Consider the following 18727-nt stretch of genomic DNA (forward strand, 5'->3'; position numbering starts at 1 on the left):
GACTCCCCGCCCCCTCACCCTCGAATCGAAAGAACCCCCGAATCACCATGAAAGTCTTCGTCACGGGCCACAGGGGCTACATCGGATCCCACCTCGTCGACGTCCTGAAGCGGGACGGGCACTCGGTCGTCGGCTGCGACGTCCGCCTCTTCGAGGGCTGCGAGTGGGAGCCGATCGTCCCCGCCGACGTCGACCTGGTCAAGGACGTCCGCGCGGTCGAGCACTCCGACCTCGCCGGCTGCGACGCCGTCATGCACCTGGCGGCCATCTCCAACGACCCGATGGGGGACCTGGACGCCAAGCTCACCTACGACGTCAACCGCGACGCCTCCATCCGCCTGGCCCGGATCGCCAAGGAGGCCGGCGTCCCCCGCTTCCTCTTCGCCGGCTCCTGCTCGGTCTACGGCCAGGGCGACAAGCTCGACCTGGAGGAGACCGACCCGCTCAACCCCCTGACCGCCTACGCCAAGTCGAAGATCGAGACCGAGACCGAGGTCTCCAAGCTCGCCGACGACAATTTCTCGCCGGTCTACCTCCGCAACGCCACCGCCTACGGCCACTCGCCCGTCCTCCGCGTCGACCTGGTCGTCAATAACCTGCTCGGCTCGGCGCTCTCCTACGGCGAGATCCGGATCATGTCGGACGGCTCCCCCTGGCGGCCGCTGATCCACTGCCGCGACATCGCCAACGCCTTCGTCGCCCTGGCCCTCGCCCCCAAGGACGTCGTCCACGGCAGGGCCATCAACGTCGGCGGCAACAGCGAGAACTACCAGGTCAAGGACGTCGGCGACCGCGTCCAGAAGCTCGTCCCCGACGCCAAGATCACCTACACCGGCGAGGTCGGCCACGACCCCCGCGACTACCGCGTCAAGTTCGACCTCCTCTACTCCCTCCTCCCGGACTTCAAGCTGGAATACAACCTGACGTCCGGCATGGAGGAGCTGCACCGCAAGATGGTCGAGCACGGGTTCTCGAAGAAGGATTTCGAAGGCGACCAGTTCGTCCGGCTCCGCACCCTGAAGCACCGGATGGACCGGCTGGCCTGACCCGACCCGAATCCCCGACGCGCGACCCGAGGAAGCACCGATGATCTTCACCGAGACGCCCATCAAGGGCGCGTTCCTGATCGACCTGGAGAAGCGCGGCGACGAGCGCGGCTTCTTCGCGCGGGCCTTCTGCGAGAAGGAGTTCGCCCAGGCCGGCCTGGTCGACCGCTTCGTCCAGGTCAACAACTCGCTGAGCGCCCAGAAGGGGACGCTCCGCGGGATGCACTACCAGCTCGCCCCGGCGGCCGAGACCAAGGTGGTCCGCTGCATCCGGGGCTCGCTGTACGACGTGATCCTGGACCTGCGGCAAGACTCGCCGACGTTCGGCGAGAGCTTCGGCGCCGAGCTGTCGGCCGAGAACCGCCGGATGATGTACGTCCCCAAGGGCTTCGCCCACGGCTTCATCACCCTGACCGACGACGCCGAGGCGTTCTACTTCGTCGACGAGGTCTACTCCCCCTCGCACGAGCGCGGGGTGCGCTGGAACGACCCGAAGTTCGGCATCGAGTGGCCGATCCCGCCGGTCGTCCTGTCCGAGAAGGACGCCAACCAGCGCGACTTCGACCCGGCGTGGCACCTGGCCGTCTCCTGACCCGAACCGTCGAGCCCACGAATCCCCATGAAGATCCTCCTGACGGGCGCCAGCTCGTTCTCGGGCTACTGGTTCGCCCGCGAGCTGGCCGCCGCCGGACATGACGTGACGGCCGTCCTCCGCAAGCGGCCCGAGGAATATCCCGACGAGACCCGCCGCCGGCGGGTCGCGGGGGTGGTCGAGGTCGCCACGCCGGCCCTCGGCGCGTCGTTCGGGGACGAGGCGTTCCTCGGCCTCCTGCGCGACGGGGGCTTCGATGTCCTCTGCCACCACGCGGCCGACGTCACCAACTACAAGAGCCCGGACTTCGACGCCGTCGGCGCCGCGGCCAACAACGCCCACAACCTGCCGGCGGTCCTCGCGGAGTTCCAGCGGGCGGGCGGACGTCGGGTCGTCCTGACCGGCTCCGTCTTCGAGGGGGGGGAAGGCGCCGGCTCGGACGGCCTGCCCGACTTCTCCCCCTACGGCCTCTCCAAGCGGCTGACGGCCGAGACCTTCCGCTACTACTGCGGTCGCGACGGCCTCTCCCTGGGGAAGTTCGTGATCCCGAACCCGTTCGGCGCGTATGAGGAGCCGCGGTTCACGGCGTACCTCATGAAGAAGTGGCTGGCCGGCGAGAAGGCGGCCTGCTCCAGCCCGGCCTACGTCCGCGACAACATCCCGGTCACGCTGCTGGCGAAGGCCTACGCCGCGTTCGTCGGCAGCCTCCCCGAGACGCCCGGCTTCCGCAAGCTCGGCCCCGTCGGCTACGCCGAGAGCCAGGGGACGTTCACCCTCCGCCTCGCCCAGGAGATGCGGAAGCGCCTGGACCTCCCCTGCGAGGTCGACCTCCTCAAGCAGACCGACTTCCCCGAGCCCCGCGTCCGCATCAACGTCGATGTCCCCGACGCCGACGCCCTCGGCTGGGACGAGTCGGCCGCCTGGGACGGCATGGCCGAGTACTACCTGCGCAATCACGGCCGCTGATCACCGGGCCGGGGGCGATTCTTGAACATCGCCCCCGGCGTCGCCCGTCAGCTTCCGCGGATGGCGAGGATGGCGGCGTCGAGCGGCTCGTCGCGGTCGAGTTCAGGGCTCGCGTCCTCGTAGTGCTCGAGACGGATCGCCTCCAGGACGGGGAGCGCGGCGATGGCCGACGGCCCGATGGATCGCAGCGCGCGGAGCATTGCGGAGGGGAGCGGCATCCCATCGTCAGCCGACCGCTCCCGCCACGATTCGAGATAGGTGGCCAGCCTCGGGACGGCGGGGGCGGCGGCCGGACCGAACTCGGCGAGCGTCTCGCAAACTCGCGCGTGGTCGCCGCCATACGACTCGTCCGGGTCGTACTCCTCGAACGAGTCTATCGCGTCGACGAGGATCGGCATGACCCGATCGGCGTACGATCGGAAGTGCCGCAACGCGGCGATCGCCACGCCGCGATGTCGCATGGCCTCGTCGAAACGATCGTCGTGGGTCGGGTGGCGAACGACGACCCAACGCGGCTCCTGGGGAGACGCCAGGTCGAGCACGCGGGCGAGCGCTCCTTCGCGGTCTCGGCCGAGCGCCGCCAGGGCCTCGATTGCGCCTACATCCACGGACGGCGGGCGGGTCGCCTCCAGCAAAAGGTCCACGGCCTCGTCGACCCGGCCCGCCAGCGGCGTCCCGGCCCATGCCAGGCAGGCGGCGGCGGCTCCTCGGATCTCCGCGGAAGGCGAGGCCAGCCGCATCAGCAGCGCGTCCACCGTAGCCGGGTCGTCGCGACCGATCGAGCCCAGGGCGCGCGCCGCGTCGAACCAGCGGTCGATGGTCTGGTCGTCGAGCCGCGGCATGAGTTCGGGAGCGAAATCCGCGGCGGGCGGCCCGATCCGCTCCAGGGCCTGCAAGGCGGCCCAGCGAAGGCCCGAAGCCTCGTCCAGCATCAGCCGCAACCCGGGCCTGTCGGATAGCAGGGCGACGTCGAGGGCGTCGAAGACCAGGCCCGCGGCGAAGCCCGCCGGGCTCATCGCCTCGGCGCCCTCGTAGATCGCCTGATCGGCCTTCACGCCCCGACTGACGGACGCGCAAAACCAGCGACAGAGCCGCCTGGCGGCCTCCGCCCGCTCGGCGTCGTCGCCGGCCGCTTCCAATCGGCGGCCGATCCGCTTGATGTACTCGCCGGACTCGGACGCGGCACGGTACTGGGTTTCATCGACCCGTCGCACCCAGTCGGCGTGGATCATCATCCTGTAGAGGATCAGCCGACGGACGAACTCCGGCCGGGGGAAGCCCGGGGCGTCCACGGCCTCGCGCGCGGCGGCCGCGAATCGCTCGGCCTGGCCCGGGTTCCGGCCGTGTTCGTCCCAGTCCAGGTCGTCCAGCTCGGTGTGGCCATAGGGGACGCCGAATTGCATCCCCTGGAGGACCTCGCCGGCCTTGAGGCGAGCCGGCGCGTCCTCGGAGACGAGGTCGAGCAGCCAGGCCGACAGGGGTCGGCCTTCGCGGTCGAACGAGAAGTCGGGGCGGACCGTGGGCATGATCGGGGCTCCGGGGGAGCGACGTCGGCGCGGACGCCGACGGTCGGTCACGCCCCGGCGGGTTGAGGTTCGCGCCCCAGGCTCTCGTGGATCATGGCGAGGAGCTTGTCGGCCTCGGCGACCGCGTCGTGGCGATCGGCCACGCGGGCGGCGCCGCGCCGGCCCATCGCCTCCAGCGTCTCCGTCGGCGCGGCGAGCACCTCGCGGAGCGCGTCGGTCAGGCCGTCGACGGACGACGCGGGGACGAGCCAGCCGTTCTCGCCCGGCCGGACCAGCTCCGGGATGCCGGCGATCCACGTCGCGACGACGGGGCGGCCGAGGGCCATCGCCTCCATCAGGACGATCGGCAGGCATTCGGCGAAGCTGGAGAGGACCAGGGCCCGCGATTCGAGGATCAGGTCGCGGATCTCGGCGTTGGTCTTCCAGCCCAGCAGGCGGACCGAGTCGCCGAGGCCGTTGCGGGCGATCAGCTCGCGGATCTTGTCCTCCAGCTCGCCGCCGCCGACCAGCGACAGCTCGAACGGGATCCCTTCCGCCTTGAGCCTCGCGGCGGCCTCGATCAGAACCGGCAGGCCCTTCTGCTCCACCAGGCGGCCCACGCAGATCAGCTTCGGCGCGTCCGGGACGGGGACGCGTTCGGCCTTGAGGAACATCGGGTCGAGCCCGCAGTGGACGACGCGGACCTTGGGCCAGTGCTCGAACTCCACCCAACGGCTGAGCTGGCTGCGGCCGAACTCGCACACCGCCACCGCGAACGCCGAGTTGCGCACCTTCTCGTCCAGCGCCAGCGCCGCGGGACGGTCGTACTCCTCCGAGCCGTGGACGGTCACGCTGTACGGCGGGCCGCCGAGCGTCCGGCAGAGCAGGGCGACGGTCGCCGAGTTGGTCCCGAAGTGGGTGTGCAGGTGGTCGATCTTCCCCCGATGGAGCCAGTCCCGCAGGACGCACGCCTCCGCCAGGTAGACGACGTGCTTGAGCCGACCCTGACCCGACGACGCCCCCCGACGGCCGAGCTTCCACGCCAGCCGCAGGCTCTTGAGGAACCGGCCCGGGCTCCCGGCCGCCGCCTTGAGCAACGCCAGGCCGAGGCCCGCCGCGCCGGAGTCCAGGATGACGCGGGTCTTCCCCTCCTCCTCGACGTCGACCGGGTCGACCACCTTCGAATGCCACCGGCGCACGGTGATACGCTCCACCGGGCCGACCCGCGACTCGACCTGGAGCAATTCTCGCCGGATGAAGGTGCCGCTGGGGGCGGGATACATGTTGATGAGGTAGGCGATCCGGGGCGGGGCGTCGTTCACGGCGTCTCCATGTCAGCTTCGGCGAGGATCAGCGCGGAGGCGGCGGCCAGGTCCGCGACGGCGAAGGCCCGGCCGTCGGCCGGGGCGGGCAGGTCGTCCAGGGTCGCGTTCGAGCCGACGAGGACGCTCCGGCAGCCGGCGGCCAGCCCGGCCAGCACGTCCGAGATCCGGTCGCCGACCATCCACGATCGGGGCAGGTCCAGGCCGAGATCTCCGGCCGCGCGGAGCAGCATCCCGGGGGCCGGCTTGCGGTCGGGATGCCCGGCCTCGGAATCGCCCGGCGCGTGTGGACAATGATAGATCGCGTCCAGGGCCGCGCCCTCCGCGGCGAGGAGCCGCTCCAGCTCGTCATGGATCACGCGCAGGCCCGCCTCGGTCAGCAGGCCGCGCCCCACGGCCGACTGGTTCGTCGCCAGCACCAGCGCGAAGCCGGCGCGGCGGAGGTCGACCAGGGCGCGCGCCGCGCCGGGGAGGACGCGGAGCCCGGCGGGGTCCGTCAGGTAAGGGACGTCGACGACCAACGTGTCGTCCCGGTCCAGGAAGACGGCGGGGCGAGGACGAGGGCGGGGGGGGGCGTCGTCGGATGCTTCAGCGTCCACGGCCCGCCTCGCGCGGGGGGACCGGGGCGTGGGCGGCGTGCAGCCCTCGGAGCAGGCGGCGGAGCTTCATCCGGCCCAGGAACGCGGCGTTGGCCGCGTACCGCGACGTCAGCCGGCGCGGCTCCTGGAGCATCCGGAACACCCACTCCACGCCCCCCCGCTGCATCCAGCGCGGGGCGCGGGCGAAGCGGCCGGCGGCGAACTCCAGCGAGGCGCCCACCTGGACCGCCGCCGGGACGCCGGCCCGGGCCAGGTTCTCGGCGATCCAGCGCTCCCCCTTCGGCTGGCCGAACGCCACGAAGAGGAGGTCGGGCCTCGCGTCGCGGATCTCCGCCAGGAGGGCCTCGTGTTCGTCCTCGGAGAGGGCCCGGAACGGCGGGCAGGCGACGCCGGCGATCGTCAGGCCGGGATATCGCGCCGTCAGCGCGGCGGCGGCCTCCTCGGCGACGCCCGGCGGCGCGCCCAGCAGGAAGACCCGATGGCCCCGCCGTGCCGCCCGCTCGCACAGGAGGAAGATCAGGTCCGAGCCCGCCACCCGCTCCGGCAGCGGCGTCGCCAGCGCCCGGGCGGCCTTCACGATCGGCGCGCCGTCGGCCAGGATGAACGCGGCTCCGTCGTTGATCGCGACGAGGTCCGGGTTCTCGTGCGTCAACATCACGTAGTGCAGGTTGGCCGTGATGAAGTACGAGGGCTCGCCCCGCGCGATCAGCGCGTCGACCGCGTCGACCGTCTGGGCGAGCGTCAGCGGGGCGAACGGGACGCCCCAGACCCGGACCGGGGGCGGGAGGGGCGCGAGGGCCGACGTGGGGGAGGGGGCGGGGTCGGTCACGTGGTCCTCGAGGCCGACACGGGGCCGATGGGGCGGGCGGCGGCCTGCGCCTCCTGGTCGTCGAACAGCCACGAGAGCAGCCACAATTCCGCCCCGACCAGGATCAGGGCCAGCGGCATCATGAGGTAGCCGGACCAGTCGTGGGCCCGCTCGTGGGCCGTCTCCCCCTCCAGAAGGTAGTAGAGCCAGCCCGTCGCGACGATGCGGCTGATGTTGCTGACCAGGGCGATCGGCACCGCGCTGGCGAGCACGGTGATCCGCTTCCATGTCGGCATCGGGACGAGGGCCACCGCCGCGGTGACGGTCGCGGCCAGCGTCATCAGCATGGAGAGCCCGTTGCAGGCCAGGGCCACCTCCAACTGCTGCGGCCCCTGGGGCGTGTTCAGGGTGATGACGTTGCCCGAGGGCACGACCCAGAGCCCTGTGAGCTGGAGGACGAAGCAGCTCCCCACGGTGGCGATCCGTTGCAGCGGCAGCGCGACCATCGTGTTGACGGCCGCCGGCAGCGGCAGCATGAAGACCAGGAACAGGATCGCCGGCCACGCCCGGGAGACCAGCTCCCGCCCCCCCAGGATGTAGGTGACCAGCCCCACGGCCGGGATCAGGGTGGCGTTCTCCGTCCACCCCATGTTCCGCTCGTAGAAGAACGCGCGGGAGGCCAGGACGACGGCCAGGCCGACCCAGGCGACCCAGGAGGTCCGCGGCGGCGTCCACTCGTAGGGGCGGTCGACGAGCCGCCGCCAGACGATGACGGCCGCGATGGGCGCCACGAGGAAGCCGTGCGAGTAGTTCGGCTCGTTCTCCCAGATCGTGGCCAGGTCGCGGACGTTCGGCGCGTACGAGAAGATCAGCAGCGCGATCCCCCCCACGGCCGAGGGGAGCCACGGCATGCCGAGCGACCCGCGCCCGGCGGCGGGGGGAGAGATGGCGGGAGTCGTTGACAAGAGTAAGCCCCCTGGTGCGCGAATCCATGTTGGCCCGACGACGCCCGGTCGTCATCGTCGGGGCGCTCGCGGCCCCGACGGAATCCTAGGGCGCGTCGGTCAGGACGTCGGCGTCGCGTCGGCCCCCGGGTCGCCCGGCCCGGCCTGCTGCCGGCTGTAGCTGTAGCGGCCGTAATACGAGTCCGAGGTCCGCATCCCGTTGATGACCGTCCCCAGGACGGGGATCCCGGCCAGGTCGAGCTGGCGGCGGGCCCGCTCCACCTGCGGCGCCCGGCTCACGTCGAACCGCGACGTCAGCACGACGCCGTCGGTCCAGCGGCCCATGATCAGCGCGTCGGGGACCGGCAGGATCGGCGGCGAGTCGATGATGATCAGGTCGTAGAGCTGCCGCAGCCGGGCGATCAGCATCCCGAACGTCCGGCCCTGGAAGACCCGGCTGGTGTCCGACGTCGGCGTGCCGGCGCTCAGGAGATGAAACGTCCCCCCCTGCACGGGGATCGTCAGGTCCTCCACGTTCAGGACCTCGTTCGTCAGCACGTCGCTCAGGCCCGGCCCGTCGGCCACGTCCAGCAGCGGGCAGAGCGCCCCGCGCCGCAGGTCGGCGTCGATCAGCAGCGTCGAGTGCCCGGCGTGGCCGCAGCGGGCGGCGAGCTGCGCGGCCAGGGTCGTCTTCCCCTCGCCCCCGACGGCGCTGCTGATCAAAACGCAGCGTCCCAGGCCGGCATCGGGCTGGTCGCCGCAGACCGCGAACCTCAGGTGGTCCAATCGTTGGATGAAGCGGTCGATCTGGTCGTCTTCCCCCGGCGCGCCCAGCCGACGCGGCGACCGCGCCATGGGGATCGGCGGCAGCGAGTAGACCTGCGACTGGACCCGCGTCGACAGCGCGTCGGGATCGCCCACCCGCTCGGCCCTCACCTCCAGCAGCGCGAAGAGGCCCACGATCAGCGCCAGGACCCCCAGCGGCGCCGCCGCCATCAGCTTCACCCGCTTGTCGTCCGACGTCCCCCTGTCCGGCACGGCGGGGTCGACCAGCTCGACGCGCACCAGCTCCCGGTTCGTCCGGAACATCAGGTCCTGGAGCTTCCGCGAGACCACCTTCTCGTCGGCGGCCATGCTCGAGATCTCGTTCTGCAGGAACTGGGCCCGATAGGTCGCCGAGTTCGACTGCTTGCTCTCGACGTCCACCTCGGCCAGCAGCGTCAGGAACGACTCCTCGATCCGCTCCAGATCCTTCACCTCCTCGCGCAGCTCCTCCACCGTCTTCCGCCGCGGCTCGTCCCCGGCCACGCCCGGCGGCTCGTCCCCCGCGGCGAGGACCTCGCGGCGGAGCGCGTGGTAGCGGGCCCGCCAGTTCGAGTCGATCTCGTCCTTCACCTCCTGGAGGTGCCCCTCGTGGGCCACCCTCGCGGGGTCGTTCAGCCGCCTCGACCCCTTCTGGATCTGGGCCAGGCGACGCTCGAGATCGCCCTTCTGGGCGTAGAGGGCGTCGATCGCCGGGTCGGACCGGAACGCGGCCTCGACCCGGGCCATCACGACGTCGTCCGGCAGCGTCGCCCCGGCGTCGGTCGGCTCGACCGGCGACCCTTCCTCGTAGTCCCGCGTCCGGCTCTCCAGGCGGGAACGGGCCGTGATCAGCTGGACCTGCACGTCGAGCAGCTGGCCCTTGATGCTCCGGAGATGCTCCTGCGAGATGTCCCGCCCCGGCGCCGCGGCGGCCGCGGCCTCCTCGCCGGCCCCCTCGCCCGCGGCCTTGGCCGTCACCAGGCTCTGGCTGTCGACCCCGCTGTCGATCAGCCGGGCCAGCTCGTCCTCCTTCTGCTTCCGCTTCGCCTGCATCTCGTCCAGATGCTTGCGGAAGTTGCGCATGAGGACCTCGTCGGCGCCCGTCTTGTAGACGTTGTCCGCGTCGAGGTAGGCGGCCACGACGGCGTTGACGATCGCCGCGGCCTCCTCCGGGCTGGGCGACTCCAGCGAGACCGTCACCTGGTTGGTGTTCCGATCGTTGACGACCTTCAGCTGCTTCCGCAGGTCGACGCGCGGCGACTTCGAATCCCGGACGAACGGGAGGTTCGAGACTCTGGCGTCCGCCAGGGCCGTGTCCAGCACCCGGTCGGTCCGCATCTGTTCGATTTCGGTCTGGATCGCCACGGTCCGGTCGTCGCGGCCGACGCCGAGGCCCCCGAACAGGTCGTACTGCGTGGGCTGGATGCGCAGCCGGCTGTAGGCGGTGTACTTCGGCTTCACCTGGGTGTAGATCAGGTAGAGCAGGGGGGCCGACGCGATCAGCCAGAGGCCCAGGATCTTCCACCAGTTCCGCAACAGGCCGCGGAAGATGCCCACCGGGTCGACGTGCATCGTCGAGGCGCCGGCCGGGGCCAGCTCCCGCGACCCGCCGCCGAACGACCCCGCGAGCCGCGGCGCGGGCGTCTGGGGCGAGTTCACCCGGGCCGGCAGAAACGGATCGAGCCTGTCGGAGGTGTCCATCGGTCGATTCTCGAGGGTGCTGGGATCGCGAGGGGGCCCGGCCCGATCGCCCTCAACCGTCGCGGGCGGGGCGCCGCGCCCCCGGCCCGCCGGGGGGGACGCCCCGGCTTGAGACTGTAAACCAGGGCCGACGAGACCGTCAAATCGAAATCACCGCCGACGCCCCGTCCCCCCCTTACGGGATGGATCGGGGCGCGTGTCGCGCCGAAGCCGGGGCGCGTCAGCCGGCCCCGGGGCCGACGCCCGAGGCCCCGAGCCTGTCCTCGATCTCGGCCACCAGGGCGGCGAGCAGGGCGGCCGTCGCCTCCCCGCCGGACTCGCCCCCGCGCTCGACTCGCTCCACCTGGATCTTGAACATCCCCGGGTTGTACCGGAACTGCTTCCAGCGGCTCGCCATCTCGGGGTGCCAGACGCCCCCGTTGCGGAACGAGTGGAACACCTCGTTCACCCGCGAGGTCCCCCCCTCGAACAGGCCGTAGCGGGCCCGGCGGAAGACCGCGTCGCGGCCCCCTCCCGTCGCCGGGATCGTCACGTCCTCGGGATCCGCCATGGCCCGGAACCCGGTCGACGGGTAGCAGACCTCCGGCGTGTGCCCGAAGACCAGCAGGGCCGGCCCGTAGAGCGCCAGCACCGTCACCTTCTCACCCGTCTCCTCGTTCTCGTAGGAGCGGACGATGTGGTCGGTCGACCCGGCGAGCCGCGCGATCCGCGGGTCGAGCGTCGTCTCCGCCCCCTCGACCATCCGCCACGGCCCCAGGGCGGGGGAGATGTCCTTCAGCGCGAACGGGGCGTCGCGGGTCCGGCTCTCCAGCGCCGAGAACTGGTGGTCCCGCCAGTATCGATAGGCGCCGGAGGCCCCCAGCAGCAGGCCGACCAGGATCAGGTTGCGGACGTCGGCCTTGCGGCGCGACGGCCCCCGCGCGGGGGCGGGGGGGGCCCCCCGCGCCGCGTCCTGGTCGATCGGTGCGGCCGGCTGGTCGATCAGGGCGTTGTCCATGATGTTGGCTATCCTGGGCGGCCGAGTGGCGGGGGTTCATCCCGACGGCGCCTTCGTCGCGCCACCGATTGATTATGCCGTCGTCCATTTTCAATCTTCAAGGCCGCCTGCGCGCGACGTCGAAAATGTCCTTAAAAATCATCTAGGTCGCGGACCCATCCTCGTCCAGCCCGCCGCGACGGATCGTATGGCCTCGGGCGGCCCCTCGTGTTAAGTTGAGGCTCGCGGCGACGGCGGCGGGGGACGGGCGGGAGGCCCGGACGGGCCGGCTCGCGGCCCCACACGGACGAGGACGAGCATGACCGCGATCCTGGGCGTCTCCGCCTTCTACCACGACAGCGCGGCCGCCCTGGTGGTCGACGGCCGGATCGCCGCCGCCGCCCAGGAGGAGCGCTTCACCCGCGTCAAGCACGACGCCGCCTTCCCATCCCGCGCCGTCGAGTATTGCCTCGCCGAGGCCGGCCTCCGCCCCGAGGACCTCGACTACGTCGCCTTCTACGACAAGCCCCTGTCGAAATTCGAACGCCTGCTGGAGACCTACCTCGCCTTCGCCCCGGCCGGCTTCCGCAGCTTCCGCCTGGCCGTCCCGCTGTGGCTGAAGGACAAGCTCCACATGCGGCGGACGATCCGCAAGGCCCTCGGCGACTCCTGCCGCGCCCGGCTCGTCTTCACCGACCACCACGAGAGCCACGCCGCCAGCGCGTTCTTCCCCAGCCCCTTCGACCGCGCCGCCATCCTCACGCTCGACGGCGTCGGCGAATGGAGCACCACCACCGTCGGCGTCGGCGAGGGCTCGCGGATCGAGCTGCTGGAGCACGTCGCCTTCCCGCACTCGCTGGGGCTGCTCTACTCCGCGTTCACCTACTACTGCGGCTTCAAGGTTAACAGCGGCGAATACAAGCTGATGGGCCTGGCCCCCTACGGCCGCCCCGTCTACAAGGACGCGATCCTCGACCGCCTGATGGACCTGAAGGCCGACGGCAGCTTCCGGCTGGACATGGACTACTTCCGGTACTGCCAGGGGCTGACCATGACCAACGACCGATTCCACGTCCTCTTCGGCGGCCCCCCGCGCCCCCCGGAGTCGGACCTGGAACAGCGTCACATGGACCTGGCCGCCAGCATCCAGTGGGTGACGGAGGAGGTCGTCCTGCGGATCGGCCGCCACGCCGCGAAGCTGACCGGCGCCGACAAGCTGGTGATGGCCGGCGGCGTCGCCCTCAACTGCGTCGCCAACGGCCGCCTGCTCCGCGAGGGCCCGTTCGACGACATCTGGATCCAGCCCGCGGCCGGCGACGCCGGAGGGGCGCTGGGGGCGGCCCTCTTCGTCTGGCATCAACTCCTGGAGAAGCCCCGCGAGCCCGAGGGCCGCGACTCCCAGCGCGGCAGCTTCCTGGGGCCCCGCTACTCGAACGAGGAGATCGCCCGCTTCCTCGCCACGCAGGGCGTCGACGCCTCCCCCTGCGAGTCCGAGGCCGACCTCGACGAGCAGGTCGCCTCCCACCTGGCCGACGGCAAGATCGTCGGCTGGTTCCAGGGCCGCATGGAGTTCGGCCCGCGCTCGCTGGGGGGCCGCAGCATCATCGGCGACCCCCGATCGCCGGCCATGCAGGCGACGATGAACCTCAAGATCAAGTTCCGCGAGAGCTTCCGCCCCTTCGCCCCGGCCGTCCTCCGCGAACGCGCCTCCGAGTGGTTCGAGATCGACCCGCGACACGAGAGCCCCTACATGCTCCTCGTCGCCCCCGTCCGCGAGGAAAAGCGGACGCCGATCGACCCCGAGACGCGCCGGATGATGGAGGAGGATCCCGACCTCCGCCGCCGCGTCAACGTCGTCCGCTCCGAGGTCCCCGCGGTCACCCACGTCGACGACTCCGCCCGGCTCCAGACCGTCGACGAGGAGCGCAACCCGCGCTTCCACAACCTTCTGACCGCGTTCGAGCGCCAGACCGGCTGCCCGATCCTGGTGAACACCAGCTTCAACGTCCGGGGCGAGCCCATCGTATGCACGCCCGAGGACGCCTATCGATGCTTCCTCGCGACCGAGATGGACGTCCTCGTGCTGGAAGATTACGTCCTCGTGAAGGACGAGAAGGCGCGCGAGGCCGGCGCCCGCGTCCGCCAGAGCCACCTGTCCCAGTTCCAACTCGATTGAATCAAGGACGGCCGCGATGCAGTGGTCCGACATCCCGTTCGACCCGCCCCGGAAGATGCTCCGGGAGTTCGGCCTGCTCTGCCTGGCGTTCTTCGGCGCGTTCGCGCTCTACCAGGGGCTCTACCGCGGCCACGCCACGGCCGGGATGATCCTGGGGGGGATCGCGGTCGCCGGCGGCCTGCTGGGGCTGCTCGCGCCGGGGCTCCTGCGGCCGATCTACGTCGCGTGGATGGTCGCCGCGTTCCCGATCGGCTGGACGATCTCGATGGTGGTGATGGGCCTGATGTTCTACGGCCTGTTCACGCCGATCGGCCTGTTCTTCCGCCTGATCGGCCGCGACGCCATGCAGCGCCAGCTGAAGCCGGCGGCCGAGACCTACTGGGAGCCCAAGGAGACGCCCGCCGACCCCCGGCGTTACTTCAAGCAATTCTGATCCGATCCCCGCGCGTCATCTAAAGGTCAGCCATGAGCGAACCCGCCCCCCGCAACGAGTTCGAAAAGGCCGCCGCCGAGGACCACGCCGACGGCCTCGTCGCCGAGTTCTGGGCCTTCCTCAAGCAGAACAAGAAGTGGTGGCTCCTGCCCATCGTGGTCGTGATGCTCCTCCTGGGCGTCCTGATCTTCCTCTCGGGCACCGCCGCCACGCCGTTCATCTACACGCTATTCTGATCATCCCGGAGCGTCGCCCCGTGCCCACCGAACGCGAGAAGATGCTGGCCGGGGCGATGTACGAGCCCATGGATCCCGAGCTGGTCGCCCTCCGCGCCCGGGCCCGGGATCTGTGCTGGGATCTCAACGCGACCCGCGACTCCCGGGCCGACGAGCGCCGACGGCTCCTCCGCGAGCTGTTCGGGACCGGCGGCGACACCGCCTGGATGCAGCCGCCGTTCTACTGCGACTACGGCGCGAACATCCACCTGGGGGAGCGGGTCTTCTTCAACTTCAACTGCGTGGTGCTCGACGTCGCCGAGGTGCGCATCGGCGACTTCACCCTGTTCGGCCCCTCGGTCCAGATCTACACCGCGACCCATCCCATGGACGCCATGGAGCGGCGGCATCGCGAGTTCGCCAGGCCGATCACCATCGGCCGAGACGTCTGGGTCGGCGGCGCGGCGATCATCTGCCCCGGCGCGACGATCGGCGACCGCTCCGTCATCGGGGCCGGCGCCGTCGTCACCCGCGACGTCCCCGAGGGCGTCTTCGCCGCCGGCAACCCCTGCCGCGTCATCCGCCCGGTGGACGGCTGACGGCGACCGCCCGGCGGTCGTTCGTCTCCCCGAAATCCAACCGGAGGCGCGGATGGATTTGCCCGAGCTAGGACTCGACTTCGGTGGCACATGGTGCGACCGGTTTCAAATCGGGCCGCGACGAGAGTTGAAGCTCACCATTTGGGAGTTCGACGGGCGGCCCCATTCGAACGTGCGGTTCGGCGGGATTCACAACTTCGATGAGGTCAAAGCGGTCTTCGCGCCGCTCACGCATGAAATTCTCCACCACCTGCGATACAGCCGGAGTGAGCCGTCGAAGCCGGATAGGCTCGTATTCGATATCGAGTTCGACCGATGGGACGAGCCGGTCGTGATCCGCTGCTCGAAGCTCCAGATCGCGGCGGGGACCTTGCGATAACGGACGGACGAAAACCAACGCCCGATGACGAGCGTTGGTTCAGGCATGCGCGAGCCGCGGGGAACGGCACGATCGCGAGACTCTCACGCGACCTGTTACGGTTCTCGACGGCGGGTAGGGACCGGATCAGGAGTCGGGCTCCCGCTCATTCACCGCGGCGCGCCGGGGCGGCTCCCGTATGCCAAGGCGCAGGCGATCGCCACGCCGCCGAGGCTGAATAGAGCCATGGCCGAGGGCTCGGGGATGGCCGCTGGGCTCACCAGGCTCACGTTGTCCACGCCGAACTGGAACAGGTTGACGTTGTCCGTCTGGGCGAACCGCAGTCGGAGCGTCTGGCCCGCATGGGCGAGGAACAGGGAGCTGACGTCGATCGCATAGGTCGTATAGCCCGAGACGAGCGGGTCGCCCGCCTCGGTGCGGAAGACGTTGAGGAGCACGTCGGCGGGGTCGACGCTGAACGGGTCGGCCGTCGAGGCGAGGATGTCGACGCGGGCCTGCTGGTTCAAAATCGGGGTCGCGAAGTCCAGCGTGTCCGGGGCGAAGAAGTCGATCGCCTGGTTGTTGATGAACAGATCGAAGGTCAGCGTGTAGGGCGTGGAGCCGGTCGGCACGACGAAGTCCTGGTAGAGCACTCGCGCGCCGGGTCCCTCGGCGTCGGTCATCGCCGCGAAGGCGCCGCCTGGCGGGGGAGGCACGGGCGTGCCGGTGACGGGGCTGGTGGTGCCGGACTGCGGGAAGAAGGTCCCTTCGCCGCCGATCTGTTCCAGCCGGGTCCAGCCAGCGAACCCCGACTCGAACCCGCCGTTGCTGATGAGATCGCCCCGCGCCTCCCGCTCCACGGTCGGGACCGGGGCGAGGGTCGCGACGATCGCGATCGCCGTGAGAGTTGAAAATCGAAGCATGCTCATGATGCGTGTCCCCCGATCGGCGGGTTTGTCTCAGGGCCTGCGGCTGATCCTGTAAATGGCGTTGTCGGTGATCGAGACGACGTAGAGGTTCCCGTCCGGCCCCTGCACGATGTCGGGCGTGGAGCCGAAGCCGCGTCCGATGACGAGCGACTCGGACTCGGTCGGATCGAACTTGGTGGGCCGGAAGAGGTTGTCGGCGACCCGGTCGGCCAGGCGCGGGTCGGCGCTCAGGTCCAGATGCATCCGGTCGGGGGTAAGCCGGAAGCGGTAGAGGCTGCCGCCGAGCCCGCCGACGTGCTCGAAGCCGCGGGACGAGCCGGTCCAGAGCGTGCCCTCATGCGCGGCCCCCAGCGCGGGCCCCCGGACGAACTCGGCGCCGGCCGGGCCGATCTCATAACGCCAGCTGAGTTCCGGGTCGACGTAGACGGCGCCGGGCAGCATGAACATCCGGGACAGGGCCAGGCTTGCCGTGTAGGCCAGCCGCGTCGGCGGGAAACGCGCCTGCTGCAAGGACCTGGTGAACTCCGTCGTCTCGGTGAGCTTGAACTGGGCGTACCGGGACAGAGGCCCCATGACCTGGATCCAGCCGCCGTTCATGCCCGGGACGGCCCGGTTGATCTCGCTGAACGCGTCGTCGGCGTTCTCGGTCTCCCAGAGGCCGCCGCCGTGGGGGTCGAAAGCCATGCCGAAGCCATTGCGGTGGCCGTAGGAGTAGACCTTCTGGATGTTCGCCCCCACCTCGCCGCCGATCGCCGCCCCGGCTTCGAAGAAGGGATTGTCCGCCGGCGCGCCGCCGTCATCGTTGAGGCGCAGGATCACCCCGGAGAGGTGCGCGCTGTCGGGCGCCGGCCCGCCGAACGTGTCGTCGAGGAAGGGGGGCGTGAGGAACGGGCCGTTGGGCAGGTTCTGCATCCAGCCGCGGCGGCCCATGTCTCCCGCGAACAGGTAGAGCTTCCCGTCCGGCCCGAACTCCATCGCGCCGCCGTTGTGGCTGCCGTTCTCGTTGTTGTTATTGGTGCCGGGGTGGCCGGGCACGGGGACGTTGTCCGTCTGTCGCGCCCGCAGGCGGATCAGGGTTTGGTCGAGGGCGAGCGTGCCGGTGGCGGCGTTCCAGACGAAGCGATCGAGCCGGTTCCCCAGGAGCGGCACGTTGGCCATCACGGTGGTGTCCGCCCCCGTGTTGCTCTCCGTCCAGAAGATGAAGACCCAGGGCGTCGCGGGGAAGTTCGGGTGCAGAGCGAGGCTCAGGAGCCCTCGTTCCGACGCCGAGTTCACCGCGAGGTCGATGGCGGGCACGGCCTGGACCACGCCGTTGATCACCCGCCTGACCTGGCCCGAGGCCTTCTCCAGGACGAAACAGTCATCGACGCTCCCAAGGAACACGAGACCGATCGGTTGGTTCAGGCCGTCGAGGGCCGTTGTCACCTGGAGGTTCGGGTCCAGGATCTCCGGCGGGATCGAATCGGCCCTCGCGGCCGACCCGGCCCCGAGGATGCACGCGGCCAGCGCGGCGTTCAGGAGAATTGGGCGGGCTCGCCAGGCGAACCCGACTGCCTTGATCGACCGATGGAGCTGATCCATGGTGACTCCCTTCGACACGAATTCGGGATGATCCGAGACGAGGATCCTCGGCGACCCTGCGTAGTCTAAGGGCGGGCATCCATCGGCCGTAACTAAACTCTTTGAATTTTCTCCGCGATTATCACGCGGAACCGACGCGCCGGGTTGCTCGCCATGCCGCCGGGGGGCGATCCGAGGCCGGCAAGATGAACGATCCGAGGCGCCGATGACGACTGACGGGGCTGAGGGACGAGACGGCCGCCCATGGCCGGGACTCCCGGGGCCGGTTACGTTGGGCTGCTCAAGAGACGCCCATCATCGACGGACGACGCCCCGGGAGGCCACGCCGTGGACGAGACCTTTCGCTATCGCCGGCTGGACAAGGACGACGCCGCTGTCCTGCTGGTCGACCACCAGTCCGGCCTCTGCAACCTCGTCGGCGACTTCTCGCCCGACGAGTTCAAGAACAACGTGCTCGCGCTCGCCGACGCCGCGAAGTACTTCAAGCTGCCGACGATCCTCACCACGAGCTTCGAGCAGGGGCCCAACGGCCCGCTCGTGCCCGAGCTGAAGGAGCGGTTCCCAGACGCCCCCTACATCGCCCGCCCCGGCCAGATCAACGCCTGGGACAACGAGGACTTCGTCGCCGCGGTGAAGGCGACCGGCAAGCGGCAGCTCATCATCGCGGGCGTCGTCACCGAGGTCTGCGTCGCCTTCCCGGCCCTGTCGGCGCGCGAGGAGGGCTACGAGGTCTTCGTGGTCACCGACGCCTCGGGCACCTTCAACAAGACCACCCGCGACGCGGCGTGGCTGCGAATGCAGGCCGCGGGCGTCCAGCCCATGACCTGGTTCGGCATGGCCTGCGAGCTGCACCGCGACTGGCGCAACGACGTCGAGGGCCTCGCCGCGCTGCTCTCGAACCACCTGCCCGCGTACCGCAACCTCATCACCAGCCACAACGCCCGGGGATGACCCTGCGGACCAGAAGTCGCCCGGGACACAGCGGAACGCTCGGGAGGTAGGCCGGCCCCAGGACGTAGCGGCGGCGGGTGCCCTAGGTTCTGTCTGACGGCTCGTAAAGCGTTACGATGGCGGCTTCACCAGGGAGGCCGCGATGACGCGACGCTATGAGCTGAAGGACGAGGAATTCGCGCTGATCGCCGACCTGCTCCCGCCGACGGGGCGGCCGGGCGG

General features: G+C 70.4%; 18 protein-coding genes. 9 read left to right on the top strand and 9 right to left on the bottom strand.

The features are described 5' to 3' along the window. Positions 1-47 precede the first annotated feature (47 nt). The 3 genes from WG209_RS16960 to WG209_RS16970 are packed head-to-tail and all read left to right on the top strand — an operon-like array spanning position 48 to position 2604. Positions 48-1046 (top strand): SDR family oxidoreductase, encoded by a 999-nt coding sequence (locus WG209_RS16960; RefSeq protein WP_337176262.1) that lies wholly within the window; start codon positions 48-50, stop codon positions 1044-1046. Positions 1047-1086: 40 nt separating this feature from the next. Then, on the top strand, positions 1087-1638 hold the full coding sequence (rfbC, locus tag WG209_RS16965; RefSeq protein WP_337176263.1) for a dTDP-4-dehydrorhamnose 3,5-epimerase: 552 nt from the start codon (positions 1087-1089) through the stop codon (positions 1636-1638). Positions 1639-1665: 27 nt separating this feature from the next. Further along, positions 1666-2604, top strand: a complete 939-nt coding sequence (locus WG209_RS16970) for an NAD(P)-dependent oxidoreductase (protein ID WP_337176264.1) — start codon at positions 1666-1668, stop codon at positions 2602-2604. Positions 2605-2651: 47 nt separating this feature from the next. Here WG209_RS16970 and WG209_RS16975 read toward each other — a convergent pair whose 3' ends face one another. From WG209_RS16975 to WG209_RS17005, 7 genes are all read right to left on the bottom strand, one after another. Further along, entirely contained in the window at positions 2652-4130 is a 1479-nt protein-coding gene (locus tag WG209_RS16975) for a hypothetical protein (RefSeq protein WP_337176265.1), read from the bottom strand. A 47-nt stretch (positions 4131-4177) separates the two neighbouring features. Further along, positions 4178-5431 carry a glycosyltransferase family 4 protein gene (locus WG209_RS16980; protein ID WP_337176266.1) on the bottom strand — a complete coding sequence of 418 codons (1254 nt, stop codon included), beginning with the start codon at positions 5429-5431 and terminating at the stop codon, positions 4178-4180. Further along, on the bottom strand, positions 5428-6030 hold the full coding sequence (locus WG209_RS16985) for an HAD family hydrolase (protein ID WP_337176267.1): 603 nt from the start codon (positions 6028-6030) through the stop codon (positions 5428-5430). Before WG209_RS16985 ends, WG209_RS16980 begins: the two co-directional genes overlap by 4 nt. Then, a complete protein-coding gene (locus WG209_RS16990; RefSeq protein ID WP_337176268.1) occupies positions 6020-6859 on the bottom strand; it encodes a WecB/TagA/CpsF family glycosyltransferase in 840 nt (279 codons plus the stop codon). Before WG209_RS16990 ends, WG209_RS16985 begins: the two co-directional genes overlap by 11 nt. After that, positions 6856-7803 carry an exosortase/archaeosortase family protein gene (locus WG209_RS16995; RefSeq protein ID WP_337176269.1) on the bottom strand — a complete coding sequence of 316 codons (948 nt, stop codon included), beginning with the start codon at positions 7801-7803 and terminating at the stop codon, positions 6856-6858. The genes WG209_RS16990 and WG209_RS16995 overlap by 4 nt, the downstream gene beginning before the upstream one ends. Positions 7804-7902: 99 nt before the next feature. Then, the gene (locus tag WG209_RS17000) at positions 7903-10287 is read right to left on the bottom strand and encodes a P-loop NTPase (RefSeq protein ID WP_337176270.1); all 2385 of its coding nucleotides are present in this window, start codon (positions 10285-10287) and stop codon (positions 7903-7905) included. A gap of 220 nt (positions 10288-10507) precedes the next feature. Beyond that, on the bottom strand, positions 10508-11284 hold the full coding sequence (locus WG209_RS17005) for an exosortase-associated EpsI family protein (RefSeq protein WP_337176271.1): 777 nt from the start codon (positions 11282-11284) through the stop codon (positions 10508-10510). A gap of 298 nt (positions 11285-11582) precedes the next feature. Between WG209_RS17005 and WG209_RS17010 the strand changes: the two genes are divergently transcribed. The 5 genes from WG209_RS17010 to WG209_RS17030 are packed head-to-tail and all read left to right on the top strand — an operon-like array spanning position 11583 to position 15065. Further along, positions 11583-13439, top strand: coding sequence for a carbamoyltransferase (locus WG209_RS17010; RefSeq protein ID WP_337176272.1), 1857 nt, complete (start codon positions 11583-11585; stop codon positions 13437-13439). A gap of 16 nt (positions 13440-13455) precedes the next feature. After that, a complete protein-coding gene (locus WG209_RS17015) occupies positions 13456-13872 on the top strand; it encodes an SxtJ family membrane protein (protein WP_337176273.1) in 417 nt (138 codons plus the stop codon). Positions 13873-13904: 32 nt separating this feature from the next. Then, the gene (locus WG209_RS17020; protein WP_337176274.1) at positions 13905-14108 is read left to right on the top strand and encodes a DUF5989 family protein; all 204 of its coding nucleotides are present in this window, start codon (positions 13905-13907) and stop codon (positions 14106-14108) included. Between the two features lie 20 nt (positions 14109-14128). After that, positions 14129-14686, top strand: a complete 558-nt coding sequence (locus WG209_RS17025; protein WP_337176275.1) for a sugar O-acetyltransferase — start codon at positions 14129-14131, stop codon at positions 14684-14686. A 52-nt stretch (positions 14687-14738) separates the two neighbouring features. Next, the gene (locus WG209_RS17030; RefSeq protein WP_337176276.1) at positions 14739-15065 is read left to right on the top strand and encodes a hypothetical protein; all 327 of its coding nucleotides are present in this window, start codon (positions 14739-14741) and stop codon (positions 15063-15065) included. A 149-nt stretch (positions 15066-15214) separates the two neighbouring features. Here WG209_RS17030 and WG209_RS17035 read toward each other — a convergent pair whose 3' ends face one another. Beyond that, complete coding sequence (locus WG209_RS17035; RefSeq protein ID WP_337176277.1) at positions 15215-15973, bottom strand: hypothetical protein; 759 nt, start codon at positions 15971-15973, stop codon at positions 15215-15217. A gap of 30 nt (positions 15974-16003) precedes the next feature. Beyond that, positions 16004-17554 (bottom strand): PQQ-dependent sugar dehydrogenase, encoded by a 1551-nt coding sequence (locus WG209_RS17040; protein ID WP_337176278.1) that lies wholly within the window; start codon positions 17552-17554, stop codon positions 16004-16006. A gap of 327 nt (positions 17555-17881) precedes the next feature. Here WG209_RS17040 and ycaC point away from each other — a divergent pair, with 327 nt between their 5' ends. Then, positions 17882-18505, top strand: a complete 624-nt coding sequence (gene ycaC, locus WG209_RS17045) for an isochorismate family cysteine hydrolase YcaC (protein WP_337176279.1) — start codon at positions 17882-17884, stop codon at positions 18503-18505. The last annotated feature ends 222 nt before the right edge of the window (positions 18506-18727 follow it).

The sequence above is a fragment of the Paludisphaera sp. genome (assembly GCF_037189885.1).
GTDB lineage: Bacteria > Planctomycetota > Planctomycetia > Isosphaerales > Isosphaeraceae > Paludisphaera.

What these genes read in the sequence shown, in the direction of transcription:
- WG209_RS17015 (WP_337176273.1), top strand. Translation starts at nt 13,456, where the DNA reads ATGCAGTGGTCCGACATCCCGTTCGACCCGCCCCGGAAGATGCTCCGG.
- WG209_RS17040 (WP_337176278.1), bottom strand. Translation starts at nt 17,554, where the DNA reads ATGGATCAGCTCCATCGGTCGATCAAGGCAGTCGGGTTCGCCTGGCGA.
- WG209_RS17000 (WP_337176270.1), bottom strand. Translation starts at nt 10,287, where the DNA reads ATGGACACCTCCGACAGGCTCGATCCGTTTCTGCCGGCCCGGGTGAAC.
- rfbC (WP_337176263.1), top strand. Translation starts at nt 1,087, where the DNA reads ATGATCTTCACCGAGACGCCCATCAAGGGCGCGTTCCTGATCGACCTG.
- WG209_RS17010 (WP_337176272.1), top strand. Translation starts at nt 11,583, where the DNA reads ATGACCGCGATCCTGGGCGTCTCCGCCTTCTACCACGACAGCGCGGCC.
- WG209_RS16975 (WP_337176265.1), bottom strand. Translation starts at nt 4,130, where the DNA reads ATGCCCACGGTCCGCCCCGACTTCTCGTTCGACCGCGAAGGCCGACCC.
- WG209_RS16960 (WP_337176262.1), top strand. Translation starts at nt 48, where the DNA reads ATGAAAGTCTTCGTCACGGGCCACAGGGGCTACATCGGATCCCACCTC.
- WG209_RS16970 (WP_337176264.1), top strand. Translation starts at nt 1,666, where the DNA reads ATGAAGATCCTCCTGACGGGCGCCAGCTCGTTCTCGGGCTACTGGTTC.
- WG209_RS17035 (WP_337176277.1), bottom strand. Translation starts at nt 15,973, where the DNA reads ATGAGCATGCTTCGATTTTCAACTCTCACGGCGATCGCGATCGTCGCG.
- WG209_RS17020 (WP_337176274.1), top strand. Translation starts at nt 13,905, where the DNA reads ATGAGCGAACCCGCCCCCCGCAACGAGTTCGAAAAGGCCGCCGCCGAG.
- WG209_RS17005 (WP_337176271.1), bottom strand. Translation starts at nt 11,284, where the DNA reads ATGGACAACGCCCTGATCGACCAGCCGGCCGCACCGATCGACCAGGAC.
- WG209_RS17030 (WP_337176276.1), top strand. Translation starts at nt 14,739, where the DNA reads ATGGATTTGCCCGAGCTAGGACTCGACTTCGGTGGCACATGGTGCGAC.